Source organism: Streptomyces albireticuli (genome assembly GCF_002192455.1).
Taxonomy (GTDB): Bacteria; Actinomycetota; Actinomycetes; order Streptomycetales; family Streptomycetaceae; genus Streptomyces; species Streptomyces albireticuli_B.
The window spans coordinates 7801404-7827486 of the sequence record NZ_CP021744.1 but is presented as its reverse complement, the minus strand read 5'-3'; the positions used below and the strand labels follow the sequence as shown (position 1 = coordinate 7827486).

Here is a 26083-nt window from a genome sequence, read left to right as displayed (position 1 = left end):
GGCCCCGCCGCCCTACCGAGCTGATCGTGTCCGCCCAGTCGGTGAACTCGCCGACGTGGTCACGGCCGTCGCCGCTCCGGCACGAGCCGCCGTTGAGCGCGCACCGGGCCCGGCGTCACTGCGGCCGGCTCTGCCTCCCGGCCCCGCTCCCGACCATCCTCACCGCCCGGGCGCCCCCGCGCGCAGCCCGTCCATGACGAGGTCCAGCAGCCGGGTGGCGCGCGGCTGCCAGTCCGACCGCGGGTCGATCTGCCAGAGGCCGGCGATGGCGAGGAGGAAGTCGTCCGGGGTCACGCCCGGGCGGATGGTGCCGGCCTCCTCGTTGGCGCGGAGCAGGAGGTCGGCCGCGGAGGTCACGGGGGCGTGGCCCGGCTTCGGCGGTCCTCCGGGGGTGCTGGTGGCCATGCGGATGGCGTCCGCCAGGCCGGCCTTGGTCATCGCGAACCGGGCGAGGCGGTCCATCCATTCGCGCAGGGCCCGGGCCGGCTCCCGCGTGCCGAGCAGGTGGGCGGCCGCGTCGGCGACCTGCCGCATCTCGTGGCGGTAGATCTCGAGGACGAGCGCCTCGCGGTTGGGGAAGTTGCGGTAGAACGTGCCCTGCCCGACGCCCGCCTTCTTGGCGATCGCGCTCAGCGGGGCGTCCGCGGAGCGCGTCAGCTCGGCCACCGCCGCTTCCAGGATGCGCTCGCGATTCCGCCTCGCGTCCGACCGCAGGGCCGCGCCCTTCTCCTCTTGCACTCGTCCTCCCGGCGGCACGTGCCCGAATCCCACCCTTGTTAAGCGGACAACTGTCCACTACGCTCCGCAGAGCGGACAGTTGTCCGCTTGTGCTCACCATAGCGGCGGATCCGGTCGGCCGGTGGCCCTTGACCCCGGCATGACGATCCGGGCCGTCGGCAGTGTTCCCGAACCCGTGCCGCCACGAACAGCACCACCCCCGCACGTTCCCGCGCGACGTCCCCCGTACGTCTCCTGATTCGTCCGCCTGCCGGTCCGTCCCCCCGCGACGCGCCCCGGACACGCGAAAGAAGGCTGACCATGGCCCCGGCCCCCTTACCGACGCACAGCTCCATCACCTTGCACATCAACGGCGACAAGCACACGCTGACCGTCGACCACCGCACCACCCTGCTCGACGCCCTGCGCGAGCGGCTCGGCCTGACCGGCACCAAGAAGGGCTGCGACCAAGGGCAGTGCGGCGCTTGCACCGTCCTGCTCGACGGCCGCCGGGCCGTGGCCTGCCTGCACCTCGCGGTGGCGGCCGAGGGGCAGGCCGTCACCACCGTCGAAGGGCTCGCCGACGAAGACCAGTTGCACCCGGCCCAGCAGGCCTTCCTCGACCTGGACGGCTACCAGTGCGGCTACTGCACCCCCGGGCAGATCTGCTCGGCCGTCGCGATGATCGAGGAGCACGCGGCGGGCTGGCCGAGCGCCGTCACCGACGACGTACGTCCCGAAGCGGGGCCGCCCCCGCTGACCCCCGAGGAGATACGGGAACGGATGAGCGGCAACCTGTGCCGCTGCGGCGCCTACGTGTCGATCGTCCAAGCGGTCGCCCGGGCGGCCGCGATCCGGGCGCGCACCACGGCCACCACGACGACCGCACAGAGCGAGAGGGCGCCCGCGTGAAGGAGTTCGCCTATCAGCGCGCGTCCGACGTCTCCGGCGCGCTCGCGCTGCTCGACGCCGATTCCCGCTTCCTCGGCGGCGGCACCAACCTCGTCGACCTGATGAAGGCCGGCGTCGAACGCCCCGCCCGCCTCGTCGACGTGCGCGCGCTGCCCTTGGACCGCGTCGAGCCGACCGCGGACGGCGGCCTGCGCGTCGGCGCCACCGTCACCAACAGCGACCTCGCCGCCCACCCCGAGGTCCGCCGCCGCTACCCGGCGCTGGCCCAGGCCGTACTGGCCGGCGCCTCCGGGCAGTTGCGCAACATGGCCACGGTGGGCGGGAACCTGCTCCAGCGCACCCGCTGCGGCTACTTCACCGACGTGACCCGGCCGTGCAACAAGCGCGACCCCGGCAGTGGTTGCCCCGCCGTCGAGGGCGAACACCACAACCACGCGATCCTGGGCGCCTCCGGCCACTGCGTGGCGGTCCACCCCTCGGACATGGCCGTGGCGCTGACCGCCTTCGACGCCGTCGTCTCGTACGAGACCGCCGACGGGCCGGGCACGCTGCCGCTCACCGGCCTCTACGTGCCCGTGGGCGACACGCCCCACGTGGAGACCGCCCTGCCCCAGGGAGCGCTGATCACCGGCGTCACCCTGCCACCCGCCCAGGTCGCCGCCCGCTCCCGCTACCGCAAGGTGCGCGAGCGCGCCTCGTACGCGTTCGCGATCGGCGCGGTCGCCGCCGCGCTCGACGTCCAGGACGGCGTGATACGCGACGCGCGCCTGGCCTTGGGGGCGGTGGCGTCCCGCCCCTGGCGGGCCCGGGCCGCCGAGCGGGCGCTGACCGGGGCACGCGCCGACGGCGAGACGTTCGCCGCCGCCGCGGACGCCGAACTGGCGGCCGCGGAGCCGCTGCCGCACAACGGATACAAGGTGGCACTGACCCGCAACCTCGTCGTGGCGGTGCTGACCGGACTCGCCGAGGAGGCCGCCCGATGACCACCGCCCCCACGGCGCGCGAAAGCTCCGTAGGCACCGCGCACACCCGGGTCGAAGGCCGCGACAAGGTCACCGGGGCGGCCCGCTACGCCGGCGAGGTGCCGTTCGCCGGCCTCGCGCACGGCTGGCTGGCACTGTCCACGATCGCGCGCGGCCGCATCCTCTCGGTGGAGACCGCCGGGGCCCTCGCGATGCCAGGAGTCCTCACCGTCCTCCACCACGGGAACGCCCCGCGGCTCGACACCGACTACATCGGCCTCCTGGGGGTACCGCCGGACCCGACCTGCGCCGTCTTCCAGCACGACCGGGTGCCGCACCTGGGATGGCCGGTGGCGCTGGTCGTCGCCGGGACGCCCGAGCAGGCCAGGGAGGCCGCCGAAGCGCTCGTCGTGTGCTACGAGGAGGAACCGCACGACATCGCGTTCACCGGCGAGCACCCGGACGCGTACCCCGTGGACGGCCACGTGCCGGCCGTGACCGGGAAGGGCGACCTGGAGGCCGAACTCGCGGCGTCCGACGCCGTCGTGGACGCGGAGTACACCACCCCCGAGGAGCACCACAACCCGATGGAGCCGCACGCGGCCACCGCCCGCTGGGAGGACGGCCGGCTCGAAGTGGTCGACTCCAACCAGGGTGCCACCTGGGTCGCGGGCGACCTCGCCAAGCTGTTCTCCCTCGACCCCGCGTCGGTGCGGGTACGGTCCGAGCACGTCGGCGGCGGGTTCGGGAGCAAGGGGATCCGCGCCCACCAGGTGGCCGCCGTGATGGCCTCGACCGCCCTCCGGCGGCCCGTCCGGGTCGTCATGACACGCCGCCAGATGTTCTCGCTCGCCGGCTACCGCAGCCCCACCGTCCAGCGGATCAGGCTCGGCGCCGACGCCGGCGGACGGCTGCGCGCGCTGGAACACCGCTCCGTGAGCCTCACCTCCACCGTGTTCGAGTTCGTCGAGCCGAGCGCCTCGGTGGCGCGGGTGATGTACGACGCGGCCGCCCATCACACGGCCAACCGCGTCGTACGGCTCGACGTGCCGACGCCGACGTGGATGCGCGCCCCGGGCGAGGCACCGGGCTCGTTCGCACTGGAGTCCGCGCTCGACGAACTCGCCGAGAAGTGCGGCATCGACCCGATCGAACTGCGCGCGCGCAACGAGCCCGAGCGGGGACCGGTGTCCGGGCTCCCCTTCAGCGGCCGCGGCCTGCTCGCCTGCTTCCGCGAGGGCGCCCGGAGGTTCGGCTGGGCGGACCGCGACCCCCGCCCCGGCCTGCGCCGCGAAGGGCGCTGGCTGCTCGGCACCGGCACGGCGGCGGCCTCCTTCCCCGCCGGGGCCGCGCCGTCCACCGCGGCCGTGACGGCGGAGGCGGACGGCACCTTCACCGTGCGGATCTCCGCGGCGGACATCGGGACCGGCGCGCGGACCGCGCTCACCCTGGTGGCCGCCGACGCGCTGGGGACCCGGCCGGACCGGGTGCGGGTACGGATCGGGGACAGCGACTTCGGGCCGGCGATGATCGCCGGAGGCTCGATGGGCACCCGCTCCTGGGCGTGGGCGGTCACGGCCGCGGCGGACGAGCTGCGCGAGCGGCTCACGCCGGGCACCCCCGTACCGCCGGAGGGCGTCACGGTACGGTCCGACACCACCGAGGCCATCGGCGCCCTCGCGCGGAAGGAACGTCACTCCTTCGGGGCGCAGTTCGCCGAGGTGGCCGTGGACGTGACCACCGGCGAGGTCCGTGTACGGCGCATGCTCGGCGTCTTCGCGCCGGGCCGGATCGTCAACCCCCTCACCGCCCGCGGCCAGTTCGTCGGCGGGATGGTCTGGGGCATCTCCATGGCCCTGCACGAGGAAGCCGTCCGGGACCCGGCCTCCGGCGGCCACTACGGCGCCGACCTCGCGGGATACCACGTCGCCACGCACGCCGACGTGCCGCACGTCGAGGCGGACTGGATCGAGGATCCGGACCCGGACGACCCGGTCGGGATCAAGGGCATCGGCGAGATCGGCATCGTGGGCGCCGCGGCGGCCGTCGCCAACGCGGTCTGGCACGCCACGGGCGTACGCCACCGGAGCCTGCCCATCCGGCCGGACCGCGTCCTGCTCGCGGGGGCACCGGGTACGTGACCTCGCCGAGGAATCGGGGCGCCGGGCCGAGCGGGGCCGGGACGTCGCCGTCGCCACCGCCGTGGCCGAGTGGCCGCACCGATACCTGCGCCGCACCGTGGTCCACGGGAGCACGGTGCTGTGCGTACTCACGCAGACGCCAGGTTCGGCGTACCCCTGCCGAGGGAGGCCCTGCGGACCCCGGCGGCTCCCGTAGGGTCGCCTCCAGGCCGAGATCATCCCCATGCCTCTTTACGGCTTATCCCTACCGGACCCGTGACGCCTGGGTCATGAACACTGCCCCGGCAATTCTCCGCGCCCGGTCAGGACATGATCCCTTTCCCGCGTCCGGCCCGCGCAATGCCGTGCGGCGGAGGTTCCCAACACCCCCGGGCCTCCCATTGATCGCTCGCAGAATGACCAAAACCGCTGCGCTGAAATCCATTCATCCGATGTCCGCACTGCTACAGTTTTCTTTCTGTACAACCTCCGGCTACCAGGCTCTGGCAGCGCCGGCTTCCTGTCTGGCCGTCCGGATCCGACCACGCCGGTGGTGAACGGGGGATCCGGCGCGGATCCGGTTTTTCCTGCGCCATGCCCGCTCCCGAGGCCCGCACGGACCGCAGTGCTCCGTCTCAGCACGTCAACAGGGCGATCCCCGTGGATGCTGACGCCTGCCCGAGGGGCGACGCCGCACGCTCGCGCACCGCCCCTCCCCCGGACTTCGGAGGAAATGCCCTTGTCCGTTCAGAAGCGCTCCCGCTCCATGCTCGCGCGCGGCCTGAGCATTCTGCGCTGCTTTCGGCCAGGCGAATCAGAGCTCCCGCTCTCCGAAATAGCCCGCCGGGCCGACATGCCCAAAGCGACCGCTCACCGGATCATCACGGAACTCCTCATGGAAGGCATGCTGGAGCGAGGCGAGAAAGGACTGCGGCTCGGCATCTCCCTTTTCATGATCGGCGCACGCGTTCCCCGGCAGCTCGAACTCCGCTGTCTGGCCTTTCCCTACGCCGAACAACTGCACCACCTCACACGCGGAAGCACTTTCGTTTTTATTTCCGACGCGCTCGGGCCCGACGCCGCGCTGGTCGACGCGGTACGCCGCGCGTACGGCGCCGGCGCCGAGCAGGAGACCCGGGCCTCGGCCCAGGCCGCGACCAAGGTCTTCCACGCCTTCGGCGCGTGCGCGACCCTCCCCTCCCGGGGCGCGCGGGTGACGGACGAGGAAGCCGCGCGGGCGCAGCACCAGGGGTTCGTGGCCGTCCGCAGCGTGACCGGGGCCGTCGGCATCGCGGCGCCGGTGCTGACGGCGTCGAACACGGCGGTGGGAGCGCTGGCCGTCGCCGGCCCGCACAGCCGGTTGCACGTGGTCAAGGCCGCCTCGCACCTGCGTGCCGCGTGCGCCGCCGTCTCGCGTGCCCTCCAGCGGACCCCGGAGCCGGTGCTCGTCCAGTGATCCTCGTGCGGCGCGGGCCGGGTGCCGGTGCGGCGGCCGCCGCGGCGCCCGGTCAGCTCCGCCGCGCCGAGAACAGGGCGGGCAGCAACCGCCCCGCCAGGTACTCCTCGCGGGCCGCCGTGAGGGTGTCCCGGATGAGGTCGGCCGGTTCGGTCCCGTAGATCCCGGCGACGCTGCCGCGGAAGATCCGCACGACCTTGAGCCGCTCGGCGAGCAGCGCCGCGGCCCACTCCGTCAGGTCGCGCCGCACCACGTCCGTGAAGCCCGCGCGGGCGAACTGGCGCAGGCGGTCGGCGAGGGCGGTGGTGAAGAAGACGTCCCGCGGATGGGTCGCGCGGAACGCGGCGGACGGCTCCCGGCCGCCGGGCGTCAGGCTGACCTCCTCGGTGAGGACCAGCAGTCCGCCGGGGCGCAGCAACCGCCCGGCCTCGCGCAGGACGTCGCCGGGCTCGGGGAAGTGCGGCATCGACCCCGTCACCAGGACGACGTCGAGCGCGGCGTCGGGCAGCGGGACGGCGGTGGCGGAGGCGCAGATCTCCGTCACCGCCTCGCGCCCCTGCGCGCGGCTGATGCGCCGGCTGACCGCGCAGTGCTCGGCGACGAGCTCGACGCCGTGGGCGCGCCGTACGGCGACGCCGCGGGCGGTGAGCCGGTCCACCGTGTACCGCAGCGCGCCGCCGAATCCGCTGCCCAGCTCGCACAGGTCCACGGCGGACCGGCCGGGGACGGGGGTGTACCCGGCGACGACGGCGTCGGCGGCGAGGTCGCAGCCCTGCGGGCCGAAGTGGCCCATCTGGTCGAGGCCGAGCAGGCCGGAGGGGCCCTCCTCGCCGGTGAACCCGACGATGGACCGCTCGGTGCGCTCCCAGTCGTGCAGCGCGGGGAACAGCCCCCGGTGGTAGCCGTACTGGACGTCGCGCTGCCCGTGCGTTCCGGTGTCCGTCACGGCGGGGCTCCTCTGTGCGTACGGTCCCGTGCTCTTCCCGGACCGGGCGGGGTGGCCCAGGACCGGCTCATGGCGTCGCCACCGGGGCCGGGGGGCGGAATTCGTCGGGCACCGCGGCGCAGACGAGGTCCAGGACGGCGAGCGCCTCCTCGGCCTCCTCGTCGGTGGCGACCAGCGGCGGGAGGAGCCGGATCGCCTCCGGCCGCCCCAGGCAGGGGGAGACCACGAGGCCGTTGCGCCCCAGTTCGGTCAGGACGTCGCCGGCCACGGCGGGGGTGGCGAACTCCAGGCCCCACAGCAGCCCCCGGCCGCGTACCTCCGTGATCAGGGCGGGGTGGCGCCGGGCGAGGCGGGCGAGGCCGGCGGCGAACAGCTCCGCCAGCCGCTCGCCGCGCGGGGCGAGTTCCTCGACCGCCGTGAGCGCGGCGACGCCGGCGGCGGCGCCGAGCGGATGTCCGGAGAAGGTCGTGGTGTGCACGAACGGATCGGCGTCCAGCGGTGCGTACAGCTCGGGCGTGGCCACGACGGCGGAGACCGGCTGCACACCGCCGCCCAGGGCCTTGCCGAGCAGCACCGCGTCGGGCCGTATCCCGGCGTCGGCGCTGACCGTCCGGGGCCCGCATCTGCGCAGTCCGGTCTGGATCTCGTCGGCGATCAGGAAGGCGCCGTGCCGGTGCGCGGCGTCCGCGAGCGCGCGCAGGAAACCGGGTTCCAGGGGCCGTACGCCGCCTTCGCCCTGCACCGGTTCGACGAGGACGGCGGCCACGTCGCCGGCCGCGAAGGCGCCGGGTATCGCGGACGCGTCCGCCGGTATGTGGGTGACGCCGCCGAGCAGCGGTTCGAGCGAAGTCCGGTAGCGCGCGTTCCAGGTCGCCGCGAGGGCGCCGAGCGACTTGCCGTGGTAGGCGCCCTCGACGGCGAGGACGCGGGTGCGGCCGGTGGCCAGGCGGGCCAGTTTGAGCGCCGCCTCGACGGCGTCGCAGCCGTTGAGTCCCAGCCACACCTTCGTCAGCCGGCCCTGGTCGGTCCAGGCCGTCAGCGCGCCCGCGAGATCGGTGGTCGCGCGGTTGCCCAGGACGCGGGTGGACACCGGCATCGTGTCCAGCTCCCGGCGTACCGCGGCGACGACGGCGGGGTGGCGCTGGCCGAGCAGGGTCACGGCGTAGCTTCCGAAGTCGAGGGCGCTGCGGCCGTCGGAGAGCCGCACGCGGGCGCCCTCGCCGCTCATCTCGATCGCGCCGGAGCCGTTCATGCCGTAGACGAGGGCCAGTTGGGACGAGAAGTGTCTGCGGGTCGCGTCGAACACGCTGCGGGCGGTCCCATGCCTTGCGGTCGCGGCCATGCGGGGCCGTCCTCTCCTCGTCCTCGTCCGGCGGGTCCGGTCCCGGGCCGCTCCCGGGCCACGGGTCGTACGAGTCGTCACGGGCGTCCGGTCAACTTGTAGTCCCCCGGCCGCCTCGGTGGGAAGTCGCGTTCCGGCTGCCGGAACGCTCGTTGGTCCCGGGCGGCGGCGCTTGAGAGGCTCGGCCGGGCAGCGGCATCGAAGGGGCCCGGAGAGCGTCGCGGCGCGGCCCCGGGGAGAGCCCGCCAACGCCGTCGCCGTCCGCGTCCGAAAGGTGCACCGACCGCATGGAGACCAGGTCAGCCAGTGCCGGCGCGTTCCCGGATTCCAGCACCCTGGAGAAGCGTCTCGATACGTTCCTGGAACAGCGCGGAGTCAGCAGGGAGGCGGTGCTCAAGGAGGCCGACCAGGGCATGGGGACACCGGCGCTCGCGGTGGCCGCCGGGTCGGTGCTCGCCGGTTTCGGCAACCACCGCAGCGATCTCGACCTGCTCGTCCTCGTGGAGAACGACAGGCTCACCCGCTTTCCCATCCAGTCCCACGAACACGGCACGCTGATCGACGTCGGCATCCGCCGGGCGAGCACCGTGCGCGACAGCACGGCCGAGCTGGCCGCCGGCGCGTGGCCCCGGTTCGCCACGGTCACCGAGGACGCCTGGAACCACCGGCGCCGTGCCCTGAACACCGCGAACCGGCTGGCGCTCGGACTGCCGCTGACCGCCTCGCCGCCGTGGGACGACTGGCACGCGCGGCTGCGCGGCCCGTGGCTGGCGGAGGCGGTGGAGCAGTGGTGGACCGTGGAGGCGCACCGGCTCGCGCAGGCCGCGCGCTGGCTGCTCGACGCCAGGCCCATGGCGGCGGCGGTCCGTGCCCGGGAGGCCGTGGTCGCCGCGCTCAACGCGCGGGCCGCGGTGGGCGGGGAGCTGTACTTCGCCGCGAAGTGGGTGGGCGAGAAGCTCAAGGCGCTCGGGGACACCGAGGGCCTGGCCCTGCTCCGCGACGCGCTGGCGCCACCGCTCGCGCCCCGCGAGCACGTCGCGCACCACCTCGCTGCCGTAGAGCGCCTGACCGGTGCCGCGGCGCCCCTGCACGCGGTCCTGCGCTGGTCCACCGGCGTCGGGGCGACCGTACTGGACGACCGTACGGTCGTGGACCGCTGGCAGCTGCGCGCTCTGGAGGTCCCCCGCCGGGACCTGCCGCCCGGGGACAGCGGCGCGGTCGTCTGGTCGGGCCCGGCCGGCGCCTTCCCTCCGGACGACCTGCTGACCCTGTTCGTCCACGACATGGTGTGGCTCGGCCTCGCACACCCCGACCCGGAGGTGCCGGCGTGACGCGCCCCAGCACACCCGCCACACCGCTCCAGGCCCCGGCGCCCCCGCCCGACCTGCGGCGGCTGCTCGCCTTCCGCGCCCACGGCGCGGCCCGTCTGCTGCTCGGCTGCCGGGCCCGCCTGGAGGACATCGAGGGCGCCGTGGGCGCGGGGCAGACCGAGGTCGCGGTCCTCATGGCCTACGACCTGGTGCAGCTCTCCCTGTCCGTACGCGGGCTGCGGACCGAGGGCGAGCTGGTCTACGGGCGCGACGAGGCCGGCTTCGACCCCTTCGCCGGGGTCCCGGCCGAGGAGGTCGCGGCCGGGCTGGCCCTCGCCGCCGAGGGCCGGGACGCCGTGGGCGGGCGCGGCGAGGAGTGGCTGGCGCGCCTGCGCGGCCACCTGCGGGACACCGAGGCGCTCCTGGGCTACGCCGAGCCGCTGCCCGACGTACGGTCCGGGAGCGGCCTGATGAAGGGCTTCAAGCTGGCCCGCACCTGGCAGCCGCTGCTGCTGCGGGTGGGCCTGCCCGACCTGCTGCCGGACGCCTGGACGCGCCGTGCCGACTGACCGGGGACCGCACGGGGCGCCGGCGCTGGCCCTGCGCGGAGTCACCAAGCGCTACGGCGGCACGACCGCCTTGGAGGATGTCGCCCTGCACCTCGCCGAGGGCGAGATCGTGGGCCTGCTCGGACACAACGGCGCGGGCAAGACGACCCTGATGTCCCTGGTCGCGGGGCTTCTGCGACCGGACGCCGGGGAGATCGAGGTACGCGGCGTCTCCCCCGTCCGCGACCCGCACCGGGCCCGCCGCGAACTGGGCCTGGCCCCCCAGGAACTGGGGGTCTACCCGCCGCTGACCGTGCGGCAGAACCTGCGGTTCTTCGCGGAGCTGGCCGGTCTGCGCGGCCGGGACGTCCGGCTGCGCACCGCGGAGGTGGCCGGACCGCTGGGCCTGACCGGCCTGCTCGACCGCCGCGTCGCCCGGCTCTCCGGCGGTGAACAGCGGCGCGTGCACACGGCGATGGCCCTGCTGCACCGGCCGAAGCTGCTCCTGCTCGACGAGCCCACCGCGGGCGTGGACGTGGAGACCCGGGCCCGGCTCATCGCGTTCGTCCGGGAGCTGGCCGCCGGGGGGACGGCCGTCTGCTACTCCACGCACTACCTCGCCGAGGTCGAGGCCCTCGACGCGAGCGTGGCCATCCTGGACCACGGCCGTATGATCGCGCGCGGCACGCTCCGGGAGCTGGTGCACCGCCACGGGGACAGCGCCGTGGAGCTGACCTTCTCCGGCGGCCCGCCTCCGCCGCGCCTCCCCTGGCCGGTGGCCCACGAGGCGGGTGTGCTGCGCGTCCGCGTCGAGCAGCCCCATCTGGCGGTGCCTCACGTGCTGTCGGCCCTGGGCGACTCCGCACGGCGGCTGGTCAACCTGCGGGTGGTGCAGCCCAGTCTGGAGACCGTCTTTCTCCGCCTGACCGGACGCCGGTACACGGACGGGCCGGACCCCGCGGGCGCTCCGGACGCCGCGGACCCGGCGCGGGACGCACCGGGAACGGACGGGGACGAGCGGGCCGGGGAACCCGGCGGCGGCCCGGTGCCGTCCGGGGAACGGACCATCGAGGCGGGGCGCCATGGGTGACGGCTCACCGGGCCGGATCGCCGCGCTCGTCCGGCAGGACGCCAGACTGCTGGTGCGCGATCCCTCGCCGCTGATCGTGCGTACGGTCATGCCGCTGCTCATCATGAGCTTCATGCAGCCGCTGTTCCGCGCGGCGCTGCGGGCCGACGACGTGCGCGGCGCCACCGGTGCCGAACAGGCCGTGCCCGGCATGGCGGTGATGTTCCTCTTCTTCCTCGTGAACATCGTGGGCTTCGCGATGTTCCGGGAGCACGGCTGGAACACCTGGGACCGGCTGCGGGCCGGGCCCGCGCGGCCGTTCGAGCTGGTGGCCGGCCGTCTGGTGGTGCCGCTGGCGGTCGCGGTCGTCCAGCTCGCCGTCGTCTTCGCCGCGGGCGGGCTGCTGTTCGGGCTGCGGGTCACCGGCTCGTACCTGGCCCTGGTGCTGGTGGGCGTGCCGCTCGCGCTGTGCGTGGTGCTGGTGGGCATGGCGCTGGTGGCGCTGTGCCGGACGATCTCCCAGCTCAGCGTCTTCGCCAACCTTCTGGCCCTGCTCTTCGCCGGGCTCGGCGGCGCGCTGACCCCGCAGTCCGCGCTGCCGGACTGGGCCCGCCCGCTCGCGCCCGGGGTGCCCAGCTACTGGGCGATGCGCGGCTTCACCACCGTCATCCTCGACGGCGGCGGCGTGGGGGCGGTCCTGCTGCCGGCCGGTGTGCTGTGCGCCTTCGCCGCGGGCCTCACCGCCGTGACGCTGGCCTTCTTCCGTACCGAGCACCGCAAGCTCTCCTGGTCCTGAGGCGGCCGGGCTCCACCGCGCGCCGGCACCCGCCGGCGGCGCGCGCCGACAGCGGTCGCGCGACACCGGCCGCGCGACTTCAGAGGGGGACGGCCATGCCCGCCGCCGTGGTCTTCGACTGCTTCGACACGCTCGTCCTGTCCGGGCCGCTGCCGGGCCCCGAGACGTTCACCGCCTGCCTCGCCGACGTACTGGCGCTGGACCGGCGGTGCGCGGGCGAGGTCGTGCACCAGGTCTTCACCACCGTATTCACGGCCATGTCGGACCGGTCGGCGCTCCAGCCGCCGACCATGGGCCTGCTGGACGCCGCCCTGCGGGAACGGAACGAACCGCGGGACAGGGCCGATCTGGAGCGGGCGCTGTGGCACGCGCTCGGCTGCGCGGACCCGGGCCAGTACGCGCTGTGCGAACCGGCGGCGGACGCGATGCGCCGGACCGCCGCCGCCGGCCACACCGTCCGGGTGATGTCCAACTGCTATCTGCCGGGCAACCTGATGCGGCGGCTGATGCGCGGCCTGAAGGTGCCCGAGGTCTACGACCGGACGCTGTTCACCGCGGACGGCGGGCCGAAGAAGCCCGACCCCCGTGCCTTCCGGCTGATCGGGAAGGGCGACTTCGCGCGGCGCGTGATGGTCGGCGACTCCGAGGAGATCGACATCGCGCCGGCCGCCGCGCTCGGCTGGGACACCGTGCGCGTGGATCCGGCCGCCCCCGATCTGACGGGACTCCTCACTCTGCTGGAGCTGTGAGGACCGGCGCTCCTCCCCCGGCGCGCGCACCCGGGGCGATCCGGTGTTCCGCACAAAGAAACACTCGCTGATTCGGCCGCCCGATCCGCCTAGGGTCGTCCGGTACCACCCGCCGGTCCCCGCGGGCACCCGTTCCGCCGTCTTCACCGACCGGCCCGGAAGGGAGAGGCATGACCGCCGCCATGGACGGAGCCCGGCACCCCGGCGACGGCGGGGCCCCGCACCGGGCCCTGCTCGACGCCGGCTGGAGCACGGCCTGGAGGCCCGCCCCCGCCCGCGAGGGCGCCACCGGGGCCGAGCGCATCCGCGACCTGGCCGCCGGCGGTTACGCGGCGCTGCCGATCCCGGAGGAGTTCGGCGGCGCGGGCGCGAGCCTCGTCGAAGTGGCCTCCGCGCAGCGCGCGCTGGGCACGGCCGACCCCTCGGCCGCCGTCGCCCTGAACATGCACGCCTTCACGGTGGGGCTGATGGCCGACTACTGGCGACGGCACCGGGACACCACCTGGATGCTGCTGGAAGGGATCGCCCGCACCGGCGCCCTGGTCGCGTCCGCGTTCGCCGAGCCGGGCGGCAGCCCCAATTTCATGAGCAGCCGCTCCGAGGCCGTCCAGACCGCCAAGGGCTACCGCGTGACGGGGACGAAGTACCCCTGCTCGCTCGCCACCACGGCCACCCTCGTGTGCCTGACGGCCCGCGTCGGCGGGACCGACGAGACGATCCTCGCCCTGTGCCCCCGTTCGTCCCCGGGCCTCACCGTCGAAGGGGAATGGCCCTCGCTCGGCATGACCGACTCCGACACGGCCCGGCTGGTCCTGCGTGACGTGGAGCTGGACGACCGGCTCGTCTTCCACCGCGGGCCCGCCGACGTCATCGACGACAACGTCGTCTCCGGCATGGCGTGGTTCGCGGTGCTGCTGAGCGCCACGTACCACGGCGTCCTCAGCGCCCTGCTGGACGTGGCCTACCGCCAGGTGACCGGGGCGGGCACGTACGGGCCGCGGACCGCGCTGCTCGGCCGCGCCACCCGGGAGCTGCTGACGCTCGGCGGTGCCTGCCGCCAGCTCGCCGCGGACGTCACCTCGGGCGCGCTCGCCGGGCGGGCGGCGCTGGCCGCGGCGGTGGGGCTGCGCGCCTCGCTCAGCGACACCCGCGACCGGGTGCTGGCCGCCGTCACCCCGGTCGTCGGCAGCCGGCTCTACGGGCGCGGGCAGCGGGCCGCGCACCTCCTGGTCGACTCACTCGCCGTCCACCACCACCCGCCGTCACTGCTGACCTGCGACGAGGCGGTCGGCGCCTTCTGCACGGGGCGTGAGATCAGCTTCGACCCGGCCGGCTGAGCCGCCCGGGCCCACCGCACGCTTAAAGGAGACACACAGCCATGCCCCATGTCGAGGTCAAACTGCCGATCAAGGCCCCGGCGGCCGACGCCTGGAAGGCCGTCACCCGCCTGGAGGACTACGCCGCCTACATGGAGAACGTCGAGTCGGTGACCGTGCTCGGGGAGACGGCGGCCGGCACCCGGACCAGCGAGTGGTCGGTGCTGCTCAAGGGCTCCGTACTGGAATGGGTGGAGGAGGACGAACTCGACGAGGACAAGCGCGTCATGACCTTCACCCAGGTCTCCGGCGACCTCGACGAGTTCAAGGGGTACTGGCAGGTCGAGGACCGCGGGGACGGAACCGCGGTGGTCGTCTTCTCGGTCGACTTCGAGATCGGCATACCGCTCCTGGCCGACATGCTCAACCCCGTGGCGACCAGGGCGCTGCGCGAGAACTCCGAGCACATGCTCAGCGCCATCGAGCGGCGGATCACGGCGGTCTCGTGACAGCGCCGGCCCGCGTCCTGGTGACCGGCGCCACCGGCGCCGTGGGCAGCGCCGTCGTGCGCGCGCTGGACGCGGCGGGCCACCAGGTGCACGGGGTGAGCCGGCGCGGCGGGGCGGGGCCGCGGCAGTACGCCTGGCGGGCCGGGCAGGAGGAGCCGCCGGCCGGGCTGCGCGGCCCGTGGGGCGCGGTGGTGCACTGCGCCGCCGACACCCGCTGGAACCTGCCCGACGGGCAGGCCGAGGAGGCGAACGTCGCCCCGCTGCGCGCCGTGCTGTCCCTCAGCGGCCCCGGGACGCACCTGGTCCACCTGTCCTCCTCCTACGTCACGGGCCTCAAGGGCGACATCACCTCGCACTCCCCGGACGCCTACCGCAACTCCTACGAGTGGTCCAAGGCAGCGGCCGAACGCCTGCTGCACGCCGAGCGGGACAGCGCCGACATCGTCCGCTTCCCCATCGTGATGGGGAGCAGGGCCGACGGCTCCCTGGACCGCTACAGCGGCTTCTTCTGGCTGCCCTCCTCACTGTGCACCGGCGCCGTCCCCGCCCTGGTCGCGGAGAAGAAGGCGCTGCTGGACATGGTCAGCACCGACGACGTGGCCGGCCATGTGGCACGGCTGGTCGCCCTCGGGCCGCCGGCGGGCCGGAGGCTGTCGGTCCTGGGGCGCGGCGACCGGGCCCAGCGGGTGGACGAGGCCTTCGACACCATCCTGCACGCCCTCAACTCCTGGCGCGCCGAGCACGGGGTGCCCCCGCTGGAGCGCCTCCCCTATGTGACGCCCCGGCAGTGGAACCGCTTCTACCTGCCGTTCGCCGAGGAGCACCTGGACCGGGCGCAGCTGCTGCGGGTCACCGCCTTCCGCGCCTACCAGGGCTATCTGTCGGTCACGGAGCCGTTCGACGTCACCGACCGGGTGGCGGACACCGCGCGGTTGCTGTTCCGCTCGATCCGTCGCTGGGCCGAGACCCACGAGACCTTCGCCCGCCGGGTCCCCCGGCCGTGGAAGCCCTGACGTGCCGCGCGCGCCCGAGTAGCTGGTGTCCGCCGAGAAGAAGGAGCCATCTGTCATGACATCGATACGTGTCGCGCTCGCCGGCGCGGGGAACTGCGCGTGGAGCTTCACCCAGTTCGTCGCCCTGGCCCAGGCGGACCCCGACACCCGGCTCCCGGGCCTGATGTGCCACACGGTGGGTGGCTACCGGCTCGCGGACGTACGGGTCGTCGCGGCGTTCGACGTGGACGCGGCGAAGGTCGGACGGCCCCTGGCCGAGGCGTTCACCGCGCCCGCCATCGCCGCGACGGCCTTCACCGAGCTGGGCGACGACCGGAACGCCCCGGTCCTGCCGGCGCCCGTCCTCGACGGTCTCACGGGGCCGCTCGGCTCGGTCGTCGAGCCCGCCACCGCGGCGCACGACGCGACCCCGGAGGACGTCGCCAAGGCCCTCGTCGAACACGACGTGGACGTCCTCGTCATCGCCCTGCCCACGGGTGCCTCCCAGGCCATCCGCATGTTCGCGGACGCCGCCCTCGCCGCCGGGGCGGCCGTCGTGAACTGCACCCCCGAGGAGCTGGCCCGGGACGAGGACGTCACCCGCAGGTTCGCGGACGCCGGTGTCGTCCTGCTCGGTGACGACCTGCGCAGCCACCTCGGCGCCACCTGCCTGCACACCGCCCTCATCGAGCTGATGCTCAGCCGCGGCCTGGAGCTGACCAGCACCTACCAGCTCAACGTCGGCGGCAACACGGACTTCCTGAACCTGGCGGACGCCGGCCGCTCGGCCTCCAAGTTCACCTCGAAGGCCAACGCGCTGCGCGCGGCGGGCATGACCGACGTCGACGGGGTGGCCGGCCCCACCGGCTTCATCGGGCACCTCGGTGACAGCAAGGTGTGCTTCGCCAACGTCAGGGCCAAGTCCGTGCTCGGCTCCGAGGTGCGCATCGACATCAAACTCACCGTGGAGGACAGCCCGAACGCCGCCGGCGTCATCGCCAACGCCGTGCGCGCCGCGAAGACCGCCACCGACCGGGGCCTGTCCGGCAAGGTGCACGCACCGTCCCCCCTGCTCTTCAAGAGCCCCCCGCGCGGCCTGCCCGAATCCGAGGCGAGGGCCGCGTTCCTGGGCTTCGCCTCCTGACCCCGCCGCCCACCGAACGCCGCCCACCGAACGGAGAGCCGGTCGATGCTGTCGATACAACGGGACGCCCCCTCGGTCGAGGACCTGCCCTACGAGCTGGTCGAGCGCAAGGGCGTGGGCCACCCGGACACCATGTGCGACGCCATGGCGGAGCGCATGTCCCGCTACTACTCCCTGCACTGCCTCAAGGAGTTCGGTGGGGTCGCCCACCACTGGTTCGACAAGGTGACGCTGTACGGCGGCGGGGCGGACACCGGCTACGGGCGGGGCGAGCTCACCTCGCCCTACCGGGTGAAGGTCTTCGGGAAGGCGGCCTTCCGGGTCGGCACCGCCGTGATCCCGGTGCACGACCTCATGTTCCGCGCCGCCGCGGACGTACTGGCGGAGGTCACCACGGGCTTCGACGCCGGCCGCCACCTGGTCGTCGAACTGGGCGTGGTGGACCACCAGGGCTCGGGCCGCGGCCGGTCGCGGTACCAGCCGGCCTCCCCCAAGGATCTCGTGCCGCTGCGCTCCGGCGGGCTGGTCTCCAACGACACCAACCTGCTGCACGGCTACGCTCCGCTCTCCCGCCTGGAGAACGCGGTGCTGGGGCTGGAGCGGCACATCAACGGCCCCGGCTTCAAGCGGCGGCACACGGACACCGGCTGGGACGTCAAGGTGTTCGGCAGCAGGCGCCGGGACGCCTTCAGCCTGGTCGTCAACATGCCCTTCCTCGCGGGCCGCATCGATTCGATGGACCACTACCTGACCCGCAAGGCGGTGATCCAGAAGGAGCTGGAGGAGCTCGTCGGCTCGTTCGGCGTCCGCGACTTCCGCATGCTGATGAACGCCACCGACCGCAACGGGCGCCCCTACCTCACCGCCCTGGGCTCCGTCGCGGACACCGGTGACGTGGGCGTCGTCGGGCGGGGGAACCGGGTCAACGGGCTCATCACGCCCATGCGCCCGATGAGCATCGAGGCGCCCGCGGGCAAGAACCCGCTGGACCACACCGGCAAGATCTACAACGTCATGGCCATGCGGCTCGCCCGGCAGGTGCACGAGCGGTTCGGCGGACCTGCCCAGGTGCACATCTTCACTTCCAAGGAGGCGCCCCTGGACCGCCCGGACGAGGTCGTGGTGACGACCCCCGACGCGGCCGAGGCGGACCTGAAGGCCCTGGTGGAGGCCACCGTCGCGGGCTCCGGCGAGCTGACGGTCGAGCTGATCGAGCAGGGGATCACCCTGTGGTGACAGGAGACGTGGCACGCGCCCTCGTCGTACGGGCGCGTGCCACGGGCCGCCGCGCGGACACCGGTCCCGCACCGGTGCCACACGCCGTCAGCCACGTCGTGGTGCTGGTCAAGCCCGAGGTCATGACCGCGGGCAGCGCGGCCGACGCCCTGGCGGAAGCGGTACGGGTGCTCGGACAGGGGGATGCCGGCGTCCTGCGCGCCGCCGTGATGCCGGCCGGGGACTTCCTCGGGCGCGGGTATCTGCTCCTGCACTACCCGCGCCTGCACCGGGTCGCCGCGGACGGCCCCGAGGCGCTGTCCTCCGGTGCCCGCGAGGAACTCGGGGCGCTCCTGGCCGCGTCGGGGACCGGCGGCGCGGTCGGGGCGTACGAGGCGATGACCCGTGAGGCGGACCTGTCCCCGGCGGCCCTGGACGAGCGCTGCCGGGCGGCGGGCATCCGCAAGCTCGGCTCCGGCTCGTACGCCTCGGTGACCGAGCTGAACGGGCGCCCGGCCACGGTGCTCAACGGATTCCTGCCGTCGCTGGCCGCGGGATACACCGGCCCCGGCGCACTGGTGGGCCTCCTCGAATGCCACAGCCACCGCGAGATCGACGCGCTGCGCGGCGAACTCCTGGGGCCGCTCCACCCCTTCCACGCGCCCCCGGCGTCCCTGAGAGGTGCCCTGGGCGCCCTGGCCCGGGAGCACGGGACCGGCCTCTCCGAGGGCCGCAACGCCGTCCATCTGTCGGCGGGCCACCTGGAGGGGATGTTCCAGGCCTGGCGGTACTTCGCCGCTGCCGACGGCGAAGGCGTCGGGAGCACCGCCTTCGGCCGGTCACTGGCCGAACGCGGGGTCTCCCCGGCGGCGGTGGCGGCACTGGCCGCCGACCACAACCTCGCCGAAGACTCCGGGGAGACGGTGTCCCCGCACGGCGCGACCGAGAACCTTCCCCGCGCCGCGGTCCTCGACCGCGTCCTGCGCTGGGCCGCCACCGGAAAGGGGCTGGGGACGTGAACGGACTCGCCGGGCGCACGGCCGTGGTCACCGGCGGCGCCCAGGGGATCGGTGCCGCGGTCACCGAACGGCTGTGCGCCGAGGGCTGCCGCGTCCTGGTCTACGACAAGAGCGCTGAGCACGGGCGGGCCGCCGTGGACGCGTGGCGGGCGCGGGGCCACGAGGTGGGGCTGGCCGTGGGCGACGTGTCGGACGGCGCGGCGGTGACGGCGGCCTTCGCGGGCCTCCCGGCCGGCTGGCCGCGGCCGACACTGCTGGTGAACCTCGCCGCGGGCTTCGTCTTCAAGGGCCTGGACGCGACCCCCGAGGAATGGCACGCCGCGCTGGACCCCACCCTCGTCGGCCTCGCCCTGGTCGTCCGGGAGTTCGCCGCCGGGCTCCCGGAGCGCGACGCCGGCGCCGCGATCGTCAACATGGCCTCCATCTCCGCGCACATCGCCCAGAGCGGCTACCTGACGTACAACACGAGCAAGGCCGCCGTGCTCGGCTTCACCCGGTGCGCCGCCGAGGAACTGGCGCCGCGGGGCATCCGGGTCAACTCGGTGAGCCCCGGCACCGTGTGGAACGCGGGCAACGAGCGGTACCACCGCGAGGTGCTCGGGCTCGACCGGGCGGCGGCCGAGGCGGCCCCGGAGCACGGCGGCAAGTTCCTGCTCAAGCGGTTCGCGGACCCGGCCGAGGTCGCGGCGCCGATCGCGTTCCTGCTCTCGGCCGAGGCGAGTTTCATCACCGGTGCCGACCTGCCGGTCGACGGAGGGTACTTGGCGGTATGACATCATGATCGATCTCCATACGCACCACAGCCGGTGCGGGCACGCCACCGGCTCGCTGCGCGACTACGTCACGGCGGCCCTGGACAAGGGCGTCAAGGTCCTGGGGCTCTCCGACCACACCCCGATGTTCGCGGCCGAGGAGGACCACGCGCTGCCGCGGGTGGCGATGCCGAAGTCCGCGTTCCCCTCCTACATCGCCGAAGCCCTGGCGCTGAAGGAGGAGTTCGCCCGCAGCATCGAGATCCTCGTCTCCACCGAGGCCGACTTCTTCAGCGGCCGCATGGACCCGTACACCGAGGCGCTGGGCCGGTACCCGCTGGACTACGTCATCGGGTCGGTCCACATGTTCGAGGGCCGGGACATCTTCGACGTCACCCGCTGGGAGACCGTCGAGGACGACGACCTGCCCGCCGTCAAGGCGCGGTACTTCCGGGCGATCGCCGAGTGCGCCCGGTCCCGGCTCTTCCACGTCATGGGGCACGTGGACGCGCTGAAGGGCAACTACCCGAAGCTGGGGGCCGTCCCCGCGCCCGCCGCGGCCGACGAGATGCTGCGCGCGATCCGCGACTCCGGCGCCGTGATGGAGATCAACACCTCGGGCGGCACCAAGAAGTGCGGCGGCTGGTACCCCGAGTTCGACCTCCTCGAACGCGCCCACCACTTCCGGGTCCCGATCACCTTCGCCTCCGACGCGCACGTTCCCGAACGCGTCTGCGACCAGTACCCGGAAGTGGTCAAGGTGCTCGGTGACATCGGATTCCGCACCTGGACGGTCTTCCGCCGCGGTACCGCACGAGCCTGCCCCCTGTTCTGACCGACCGGACCACGGCGTCCGGAGTCTGGAGCCCCCATGCGCGTGAACGAACTCGCCGGCGGCGACCCCGCCGGCGCGACCGACCGGTACCTGCTGGTCCGGGACCACCCGCTGCGGATCGTCACCACCTCCGCGGGAGCCGGCGCCCTGGTGTCGGAGACCTTCTGGCCACCGGGGATGCTGGGCGTGACCGAGACCGCGCACGCCTCCGGGCCCGACCTCACCGTGGCCGACCTGACATCCGGACCGGCCGGGATCCACGAGCTGCTCGACGAGGCCGCCGCCACCGCCGTGCGGGGCGAGTACGAACTCACCCGGAACCACCGGCTGCCGCGCTTCGACGGCGACGGGTGGACGGTGTTCACCCTCAAGGACGTGAACTCCGACGAGGTCGCCGCCCTCGTCCGCACGGAGGGCCGCCTCACCGTCGTACGCCCCCGGTCGGTGCTGGGCGACCGGTGGCTGACCCGGATCGTCCGCGACGTGGCCACCCGGATCGCCAAGGCCGAGGGCTCCCTGGTCCTGCACTCGTCGGCGTTCGTCCACGACGGCGGCGCCTACCTGGTGATCGGGGACTCGGGGGCGGGCAAGTCCACCACGGCCGTCGCACTGGCCCGGCTGCTGCCCTCCGCCGGCTGGATGGGCAACGACCGCATGCACCTGGACCGGCGGCCGGACGAGCACCGGGGCTACCGGGTGACGGCCTGCCCGCTGCCGCTCGCCGTCAACAAGGGCTCGCTCGACGTCATGGGCGTCACCGACTTCGCCACCTGGTCCGTGCGCGCGGGATTCCCGCCCCCGGGGTCGGACTGGGACCGCTTCCACGGCGAGGACAAGCTCAAGCTGAGCTCCCGGGAGGTCAACCGGTACCTCGGCGTCCGCGTCGTGCCGGACGCCCCGCTCGCCGGCGTTCTCCTGCCCCGGGTCGACCTCATGGCGGGCTACTCCCTGGAACCCTCGACGCCCGGCCACGCCGCCGAGGTGATCAGGAGGAACTGCTTCTCCCTCGACGACAACCTCTACGGCGAGGACTGGCTGAACGTCCCCGTCCGGCGCCGCGCCGAACCCCCGTCGGTCGACGCCTTCCTGGAGCACCTCGCGGAACTTCCCGTGCTGCGCTGCTCCGTGGGCAGCGCCTCCGACGTGACGAAGCTGGCCGACGGGTTCCAGGACGCCGTGCGGAGGTGACCGGGCCCGGGGCGGTACGGGCGGCCCGGCGGCCCCGGTCCTGACCGCGGTCCGGTCACGCGCCGAGCGCCGCCGCCGTCCCGGCGAGCAGGTCCATGTTCCGCCGGTAGCGGTCCCAGAAGCGCGAGACCCAGCCCAGGTACCACGGTCCCAGGCTCGCGTCGCGCCGCCCGAGCAGCGTCACATGGCCGTGCCTCGGCAGGAACCACAGGGCGCCGAGCCGCGCCAGGTCGCAGGCGCTCGCGTACGGCACGCGCAGGCGCGTGCGCAGGTGCGTGAGGAAGCGGCGGAGCGCCCACGGGTCCAGGAGGAAGTCGCCGCGGCCGAGGCGGCAGGAGAGCCACAGCGCCTTGCCCGCGTCGGCCGGCCGGCGGGAGAGACCGGCCTCGTCCCAGTCGATCACGGTCAGCGGCCGCGGGCCGCCGTGGATCAGGTTCCGGCCGTGCAGGTCACCGTGGTGGATCACCAGGGCGTCCGGCCGCGTCAGCCGCGCGGCGCCGGCCCGGAGCCCGCCCAGGTGGTCGTCCAGGGCCCGGGCGAGGCCCCGCCACTCGCCGGTCAGCAGCGGGTCCACGAGCGCGCGCTCGCGCTCCGCGCCGGACATCCACGGCGAGGCGTAGTCCCCGACCAGCTCCTCCCCGGCGCTCACCCCGCCGGCCCGGACCGCCAGCTCCGCGAGCACCTCGACGACCTGGGCGATCTGCCGCCGCGCGTCGTCCGAGGGCTCCCCCGGGACGTACGGCCGGACCACCACCAGGCGGGGCCGCTCCACTGTGTGGAAGCCCATGTCGACCACCGGCGGGTACCAGGCCGCGCCGCGCAGCGCCGCGTCCACGCACCGGATGCGCCGGAACTCCGTGTCCGAGGAGCGTTCGGCGCAGTGCACCTTCACGGAGAGCGTCCCGCCGCCGGGCCCGGCGACCCGGTAGGACGTGTTGAGGCCGCGGCCTTCGAGCGCCTCGGCGGCACCGGCCGCGACGAGCTCCATGGCGCGCCGGACCGTGGGGCGCGCGGAGCCGGTCATGGCCTGCGACCGCCGGCGGTCACTTCCTCGCCGCACCAGTCGGTCACCGCCTTGACCAGCAGGTCCAGCGGCCGGGTGCTGTCGAGCCGCAGGACCGGACAGGTCAGCCGGGCCAGCCAGCGCTCGTCCTTGGAGCGGCGGCCGGGGACCTCGGTGTCCTCGTAGCCCCGCGCCCAGTGCATGAAGTCGTGGTGGGCCGCCTCGTGGGCGCCGCCGTTCTCGATGCTCTCGCCGTACCGGACGTACTCGCGGCGCTTGAGCCGGTCCATGCGGGTGTCCGCGTCGATGGTCAGGAAGACGACGCCGTCCGCCTGCGCGATGACTCCGTCGCCCCAGCCCCGCAGCGATCCGGACAGCACCCAGGCGGCGCGCGGCACGAACAGCGCGTGCATCAGCGCGAGGCGCTCCTCGACGGGGCGCTTGTGGGTGTAGGGCGGGGCGGTCGGCAGCCAGAGGTAGTCGTCCACGTCCGCGTGGGGTACCGCCCACAGGGTCGCGAGCGAGCGTCCCAGTGTCGTGCTTCCCGCTCCGCTCGGTCCCGTGACGAGCAGCCGGTGCCCGCGCATCCGCCGCCTTCCCTTCCTCGGGTGCCTGGGTCAGTTCCAACCACCTTATACAGCAGTCGTGTTGAGCGGCACGAGGCGCGCGGCGGCACGAGGCGGGAACCCGCTGCCGCGCCACCGGTTCCGCCCGCAGACATCTCCCGGCGGACGGGTTACGCTCGCCGGCATGCCGAGCGCGTTGGTGACCGGCGTCTCCCGCGGCCTGGGGGCGCACCTCTGCCGTGCCCTGAAGGAGGCCGGATACCGCGTGCTGGGGGCGGGCCTGGCGGCCTCGCCCCGGAACGGCGCCCTCGACGACTACCAGGTGGCCGACCTGCGCGAACCGCTCGCGGACGACCTGTTCGCCGGCGAGGACGTCGACGTGCTCGTCAGCAACGCCGGGGTCTACCTGGACGACCCCCGCCGCGGCTACGGCGACCTCTTCTCGCTCTCCGTGGCCGATCTGCGGGACACCTTCGAGGTCAACCTCTTCGGCACCGCGCGCCTGGTCCTGAGGTACGCGCCGCGCATGCTCGCGCGAGGGTCGGGGCGGATCGTCTGCGTCTCCTCGGGGATGGGCAGGCTCCAGGACGCCGACGGGGCGTCGTTCGCCTACCGCTCCTCCAAGCTGGCGGCCAACTCGCTGGTCCTCACCGTGGCCCGGCACTTCGCGGCCGGCCCGGGGGACCTGTCGGCCTTCTCCTACTGCCCGGGCTGGATCCGGACCGGCATGGGCACCGAGGCCGCGCCGCTCGAACCCGGGCCCGCTGCGGACGATCTGGTGCGCCTGCTGGACCTTCCCGCCACGCGGTCCAACGGCAGGTTCTTCCGTGGCCTCGGGGAACTGGGATGGGACACCCGCGGCCCGCTGGTGGGTGACGAGGACCCGGGCACTCCCTGACCGGCGGCCGGGCCCCGAGGCCGTTCCGCCCAGCGGAATCGCTCCGGACAGGGCACGGAAACCTTGTCATGATCGACCGAGCGGCCGACGTCCGGTCCGTACGCCGACACGGGGGTGACGCACCCGATGGGATCGAGCAGCCCGACGCACCGGTACACCGTCCGCTCGCACTTCGCGAGCACCGGCCTCGCGTGTACCCGGTCCGTGGCGGAGCACATCGGCCGCCTCGCCGGCCCCTATCTGACCCTGGAACCGGGCTCCTCGGACCCGGGTACGTGGCAGATGACCGCGGGCGCCGAGCCTCCGGAGGGCGCCGTGCGGGAATCGGTCACCGCACAGGGTGAGGTGACCGTGGACTACGCCGTCGACCATCCCCGCAAGACGCTCTACCACCTGGCCCCCGAGGCGAGGAGTGGGTCACCCAGTCCCTCCTGCGGGCCACCCGGGCGGCGCACCGCTCGGCCGCGAGCCGGCAGGGCGTGCTCTTCCTCCACGCCGGACTCGTCGAACTCGACGGCCTCGGCGTCGCCCTGGTCGGCGGCAGCCGGGCGGGCAAGACCTCCTTCATCATGGCCGGCGTGCTGGACGGCTCGGGCGTCATGGTGTGCAACGACGACGTGAGCCTGACGGCGGAGCCGGACGGGAACGGGGTCCTGGGCGTCGGCTGGCCCCGGTCCGTGTCGGTGCGGCTGGACACCCTGGACCTGCTGTTCGGGCGGGAACGGGCGCGGGCCGTCCGGGCCTCGCTGACCCACCCCGCCAACCGGACGCTGCTGAGCCTGCGGGAGTCGGGGGCCGAGGAGCACGGGACGGCTCTCGTCTACCCCTGGGAGTACGCGGACCTGCTGCACACGAGGATCGGGCGGTCCACCGGGGTCGACGCGCTCGTGCACCTGAGCCTCGCCGACGACCCTTCGGAGGCCGGATTCGCGCCCGTACCGCCCGCCGAGCGGGACGGGCTGCTGGAGAAGCGCCTCCTGGGCCTGCCGAACAAGCACCTGAACATCTTCGGCCACGAACCCGAGGGCGGGGCGTCGGAGCGCACCCGTGACGCCCTGACGGCGCTGCCGACGTTCCGTTTCCGGTACGAGTTCCGCGACGTGCGCCGGCAGGTCGGACAGCTGTCCGGTCACCTCCGTGCCCGCGTGCCGGGGCCGGACCGCGGGCGGGAGCACCGGGTCACAGGCCGAGCCGCACCGGCCGCTCCGGAACCCCTCCGGTGAGCAGCGCGGTCAGCGGGGTGCCGAGGTCGCGGGGCGAGAAGAGGTCCGGACCGCGGTGGTCCACGACGTCCCGCGCCCGCCACCAGCGTGTGCCGGTGATGTTCTCGGCGGCGAGCTCCTCCTCGGTCAGCTCACCGCGCGGGGTGAACGACGCGGCGCGGACGAGGTAGTAGTCGTTGACGACGCCGTCGTACCCCCGGCTCATACCGGGATCGACGATCTCCTGGTGCCACACATGAGGCGGATCGGAGGCGAGCGCGAGGCCCACCTCCTCCCGGAGCTCCCGCCGCAGAGCCCCGAGCGGAGTCTCCCCCGGCGCGACGCCGCCGCCGGGAGCGGCCCACAGCACGGTCGTCCCGGCCGCCTCCCGGAGGGCGAACCGGCAGAGCAGCACGCGGTCCCGCTCGTCCAGGACGAGCGCGCGCACCGAGTGGCGAAGACGGGGCGAAGTCACCGGGACACGGTATCCGGTCGGCCGGATCACCGCTTGAGGCAA

26 protein-coding genes are annotated in these 26083 nt (G+C 74.1%); 20 read left to right on the top strand and 6 right to left on the bottom strand.

What is annotated here, in order from left to right:
- Positions 1-159 precede the first annotated feature (159 nt).
- A complete protein-coding gene (locus tag SMD11_RS33310; RefSeq protein WP_087929984.1) occupies positions 160-738 on the bottom strand; it encodes a TetR/AcrR family transcriptional regulator in 579 nt (192 codons plus the stop codon).
- Positions 739-1038: 300 nt separating this feature from the next.
- Here SMD11_RS33310 and SMD11_RS33305 point away from each other — a divergent pair, with 300 nt between their 5' ends.
- The 4 genes from SMD11_RS33305 (at position 1039) to SMD11_RS33290 (ending at position 6167) form a co-directional block, all read left to right on the top strand.
- Positions 1039-1629 carry a 2Fe-2S iron-sulfur cluster-binding protein gene (locus tag SMD11_RS33305; RefSeq protein WP_087929983.1) on the top strand — a complete coding sequence of 197 codons (591 nt, stop codon included), beginning with the start codon at positions 1039-1041 and terminating at the stop codon, positions 1627-1629.
- Positions 1626-2612: an FAD binding domain-containing protein gene (locus tag SMD11_RS33300; RefSeq protein WP_087929982.1), complete on the top strand. Its 987-nt coding sequence runs from the start codon at positions 1626-1628 to the stop codon at positions 2610-2612. Before SMD11_RS33305 ends, SMD11_RS33300 begins: the two co-directional genes overlap by 4 nt.
- Entirely contained in the window at positions 2609-4732 is a 2124-nt protein-coding gene (locus tag SMD11_RS33295; RefSeq protein WP_087929981.1) for a xanthine dehydrogenase family protein molybdopterin-binding subunit, read from the top strand. Before SMD11_RS33300 ends, SMD11_RS33295 begins: the two co-directional genes overlap by 4 nt.
- Before the next feature lie 712 nt (positions 4733-5444).
- Positions 5445-6167, top strand: coding sequence for an IclR family transcriptional regulator (locus SMD11_RS33290; RefSeq protein WP_324614792.1), 723 nt, complete (start codon positions 5445-5447; stop codon positions 6165-6167).
- 52 nt (positions 6168-6219) lie between these two features.
- On the opposite strand, the gene SMD11_RS33285 is transcribed toward SMD11_RS33290, so the two are convergent.
- Positions 6220-7113, bottom strand: a complete 894-nt coding sequence (locus SMD11_RS33285) for a class I SAM-dependent methyltransferase (protein ID WP_087929980.1) — start codon at positions 7111-7113, stop codon at positions 6220-6222.
- A 67-nt stretch (positions 7114-7180) separates the two neighbouring features.
- On the bottom strand, positions 7181-8455 hold the full coding sequence (locus SMD11_RS33280) for an aspartate aminotransferase family protein (RefSeq protein ID WP_087929979.1): 1275 nt from the start codon (positions 8453-8455) through the stop codon (positions 7181-7183).
- Positions 8456-8742: 287 nt separating this feature from the next.
- Between SMD11_RS33280 and SMD11_RS33275 the strand changes: the two genes are divergently transcribed.
- The 14 genes from SMD11_RS33275 to SMD11_RS33215 all read left to right on the top strand — a co-directional run bounded on the left by SMD11_RS33275 (position 8743) and on the right by SMD11_RS33215 (position 21897).
- Entirely contained in the window at positions 8743-9786 is a 1044-nt protein-coding gene (locus SMD11_RS33275) for a hypothetical protein (RefSeq protein ID WP_087929978.1), read from the top strand.
- Positions 9783-10334, top strand: coding sequence for a hypothetical protein (locus SMD11_RS33270; RefSeq protein ID WP_234366287.1), 552 nt, complete (start codon positions 9783-9785; stop codon positions 10332-10334). Before SMD11_RS33275 ends, SMD11_RS33270 begins: the two co-directional genes overlap by 4 nt.
- The gene (locus SMD11_RS33265) at positions 10324-11403 is read left to right on the top strand and encodes an ABC transporter ATP-binding protein (RefSeq protein WP_087929977.1); all 1080 of its coding nucleotides are present in this window, start codon (positions 10324-10326) and stop codon (positions 11401-11403) included. Before SMD11_RS33270 ends, SMD11_RS33265 begins: the two co-directional genes overlap by 11 nt.
- Complete coding sequence (locus SMD11_RS33260) at positions 11396-12178, top strand: ABC transporter permease (RefSeq protein WP_087929976.1); 783 nt, start codon at positions 11396-11398, stop codon at positions 12176-12178. The genes SMD11_RS33265 and SMD11_RS33260 overlap by 8 nt, the downstream gene beginning before the upstream one ends.
- A gap of 95 nt (positions 12179-12273) precedes the next feature.
- The gene (locus tag SMD11_RS33255; RefSeq protein ID WP_087929975.1) at positions 12274-12927 is read left to right on the top strand and encodes an HAD family hydrolase; all 654 of its coding nucleotides are present in this window, start codon (positions 12274-12276) and stop codon (positions 12925-12927) included.
- Positions 12928-13097: 170 nt separating this feature from the next.
- On the top strand, positions 13098-14264 hold the full coding sequence (locus tag SMD11_RS33250; RefSeq protein ID WP_087929974.1) for an acyl-CoA dehydrogenase family protein: 1167 nt from the start codon (positions 13098-13100) through the stop codon (positions 14262-14264).
- Between the two features lie 41 nt (positions 14265-14305).
- Positions 14306-14752 (top strand): type II toxin-antitoxin system RatA family toxin, encoded by a 447-nt coding sequence (locus SMD11_RS33245; RefSeq protein ID WP_087929973.1) that lies wholly within the window; start codon positions 14306-14308, stop codon positions 14750-14752.
- Positions 14749-15765: an NAD-dependent epimerase/dehydratase family protein gene (locus SMD11_RS33240; protein ID WP_087929972.1), complete on the top strand. Its 1017-nt coding sequence runs from the start codon at positions 14749-14751 to the stop codon at positions 15763-15765. The genes SMD11_RS33245 and SMD11_RS33240 overlap by 4 nt, the downstream gene beginning before the upstream one ends.
- Before the next feature lie 55 nt (positions 15766-15820).
- Complete coding sequence (locus SMD11_RS33235; RefSeq protein ID WP_087929971.1) at positions 15821-16888, top strand: inositol-3-phosphate synthase; 1068 nt, start codon at positions 15821-15823, stop codon at positions 16886-16888.
- A gap of 45 nt (positions 16889-16933) precedes the next feature.
- The gene (locus SMD11_RS33230) at positions 16934-18124 is read left to right on the top strand and encodes a methionine adenosyltransferase (RefSeq protein ID WP_087929970.1); all 1191 of its coding nucleotides are present in this window, start codon (positions 16934-16936) and stop codon (positions 18122-18124) included.
- 8 nt (positions 18125-18132) lie between these two features.
- Complete coding sequence (locus SMD11_RS35650) at positions 18133-19122, top strand: hypothetical protein (protein ID WP_159395439.1); 990 nt, start codon at positions 18133-18135, stop codon at positions 19120-19122.
- Complete coding sequence (locus SMD11_RS35645) at positions 19119-19895, top strand: SDR family NAD(P)-dependent oxidoreductase (RefSeq protein WP_159395438.1); 777 nt, start codon at positions 19119-19121, stop codon at positions 19893-19895. Before SMD11_RS35650 ends, SMD11_RS35645 begins: the two co-directional genes overlap by 4 nt.
- Positions 19896-19899: 4 nt before the next feature.
- Positions 19900-20709 (top strand): histidinol-phosphatase, encoded by an 810-nt coding sequence (locus SMD11_RS33220; protein ID WP_087929969.1) that lies wholly within the window; start codon positions 19900-19902, stop codon positions 20707-20709.
- 36 nt (positions 20710-20745) lie between these two features.
- Positions 20746-21897, top strand: a complete 1152-nt coding sequence (locus SMD11_RS33215) for a hypothetical protein (protein ID WP_087929968.1) — start codon at positions 20746-20748, stop codon at positions 21895-21897.
- Positions 21898-21952: 55 nt separating this feature from the next.
- On the opposite strand, the gene SMD11_RS33210 is transcribed toward SMD11_RS33215, so the two are convergent.
- Complete coding sequence (locus SMD11_RS33210) at positions 21953-22921, bottom strand: phosphotransferase (RefSeq protein ID WP_087929967.1); 969 nt, start codon at positions 22919-22921, stop codon at positions 21953-21955.
- Positions 22918-23487 carry an AAA family ATPase gene (locus SMD11_RS33205; protein ID WP_087929966.1) on the bottom strand — a complete coding sequence of 190 codons (570 nt, stop codon included), beginning with the start codon at positions 23485-23487 and terminating at the stop codon, positions 22918-22920. Before SMD11_RS33205 ends, SMD11_RS33210 begins: the two co-directional genes overlap by 4 nt.
- Before the next feature lie 163 nt (positions 23488-23650).
- Between SMD11_RS33205 and SMD11_RS33200 the strand changes: the two genes are divergently transcribed.
- Both SMD11_RS33200 and SMD11_RS33195 read left to right on the top strand, forming a co-directional pair.
- A complete protein-coding gene (locus SMD11_RS33200; RefSeq protein ID WP_087929965.1) occupies positions 23651-24364 on the top strand; it encodes an SDR family NAD(P)-dependent oxidoreductase in 714 nt (237 codons plus the stop codon).
- Positions 24365-24843: 479 nt separating this feature from the next.
- Positions 24844-25587, top strand: coding sequence for a hypothetical protein (locus SMD11_RS33195; protein ID WP_087929964.1), 744 nt, complete (start codon positions 24844-24846; stop codon positions 25585-25587).
- Here the strand turns inward: SMD11_RS33195 and SMD11_RS33190 are convergent.
- Positions 25544-26041, bottom strand: a complete 498-nt coding sequence (locus SMD11_RS33190; RefSeq protein WP_087930884.1) for an NUDIX domain-containing protein — start codon at positions 26039-26041, stop codon at positions 25544-25546. The two genes, SMD11_RS33195 and SMD11_RS33190, sit on opposite strands and share 44 nt — an antisense overlap.
- Positions 26042-26083 lie beyond the last annotated feature (42 nt).

Coding starts and splice junctions, on each gene's coding strand:
- SMD11_RS33305 (WP_087929983.1), top strand. CDS start 1,039: ATGGCCCCGGCCCCCTTACCGACGCACAGCTCCATCACCTTGCACATC.
- SMD11_RS33295 (WP_087929981.1), top strand. CDS start 2,609: ATGACCACCGCCCCCACGGCGCGCGAAAGCTCCGTAGGCACCGCGCAC.
- SMD11_RS33290 (WP_324614792.1), top strand. CDS start 5,445: ATGCCCTTGTCCGTTCAGAAGCGCTCCCGCTCCATGCTCGCGCGCGGC.
- SMD11_RS33280 (WP_087929979.1), bottom strand. CDS start 8,455: ATGGCCGCGACCGCAAGGCATGGGACCGCCCGCAGCGTGTTCGACGCG.
- SMD11_RS33275 (WP_087929978.1), top strand. CDS start 8,743: ATGGAGACCAGGTCAGCCAGTGCCGGCGCGTTCCCGGATTCCAGCACC.
- SMD11_RS33260 (WP_087929976.1), top strand. CDS start 11,396: ATGGGTGACGGCTCACCGGGCCGGATCGCCGCGCTCGTCCGGCAGGAC.
- SMD11_RS33255 (WP_087929975.1), top strand. CDS start 12,274: ATGCCCGCCGCCGTGGTCTTCGACTGCTTCGACACGCTCGTCCTGTCC.
- SMD11_RS33250 (WP_087929974.1), top strand. CDS start 13,098: ATGACCGCCGCCATGGACGGAGCCCGGCACCCCGGCGACGGCGGGGCC.
- SMD11_RS33245 (WP_087929973.1), top strand. CDS start 14,306: ATGCCCCATGTCGAGGTCAAACTGCCGATCAAGGCCCCGGCGGCCGAC.
- SMD11_RS33235 (WP_087929971.1), top strand. CDS start 15,821: ATGACATCGATACGTGTCGCGCTCGCCGGCGCGGGGAACTGCGCGTGG.
- SMD11_RS33230 (WP_087929970.1), top strand. CDS start 16,934: ATGCTGTCGATACAACGGGACGCCCCCTCGGTCGAGGACCTGCCCTAC.
- SMD11_RS33220 (WP_087929969.1), top strand. CDS start 19,900: ATGATCGATCTCCATACGCACCACAGCCGGTGCGGGCACGCCACCGGC.
- SMD11_RS33215 (WP_087929968.1), top strand. CDS start 20,746: ATGCGCGTGAACGAACTCGCCGGCGGCGACCCCGCCGGCGCGACCGAC.
- SMD11_RS33210 (WP_087929967.1), bottom strand. CDS start 22,921: ATGACCGGCTCCGCGCGCCCCACGGTCCGGCGCGCCATGGAGCTCGTC.
- SMD11_RS33205 (WP_087929966.1), bottom strand. CDS start 23,487: ATGCGCGGGCACCGGCTGCTCGTCACGGGACCGAGCGGAGCGGGAAGC.
- SMD11_RS33200 (WP_087929965.1), top strand. CDS start 23,651: ATGCCGAGCGCGTTGGTGACCGGCGTCTCCCGCGGCCTGGGGGCGCAC.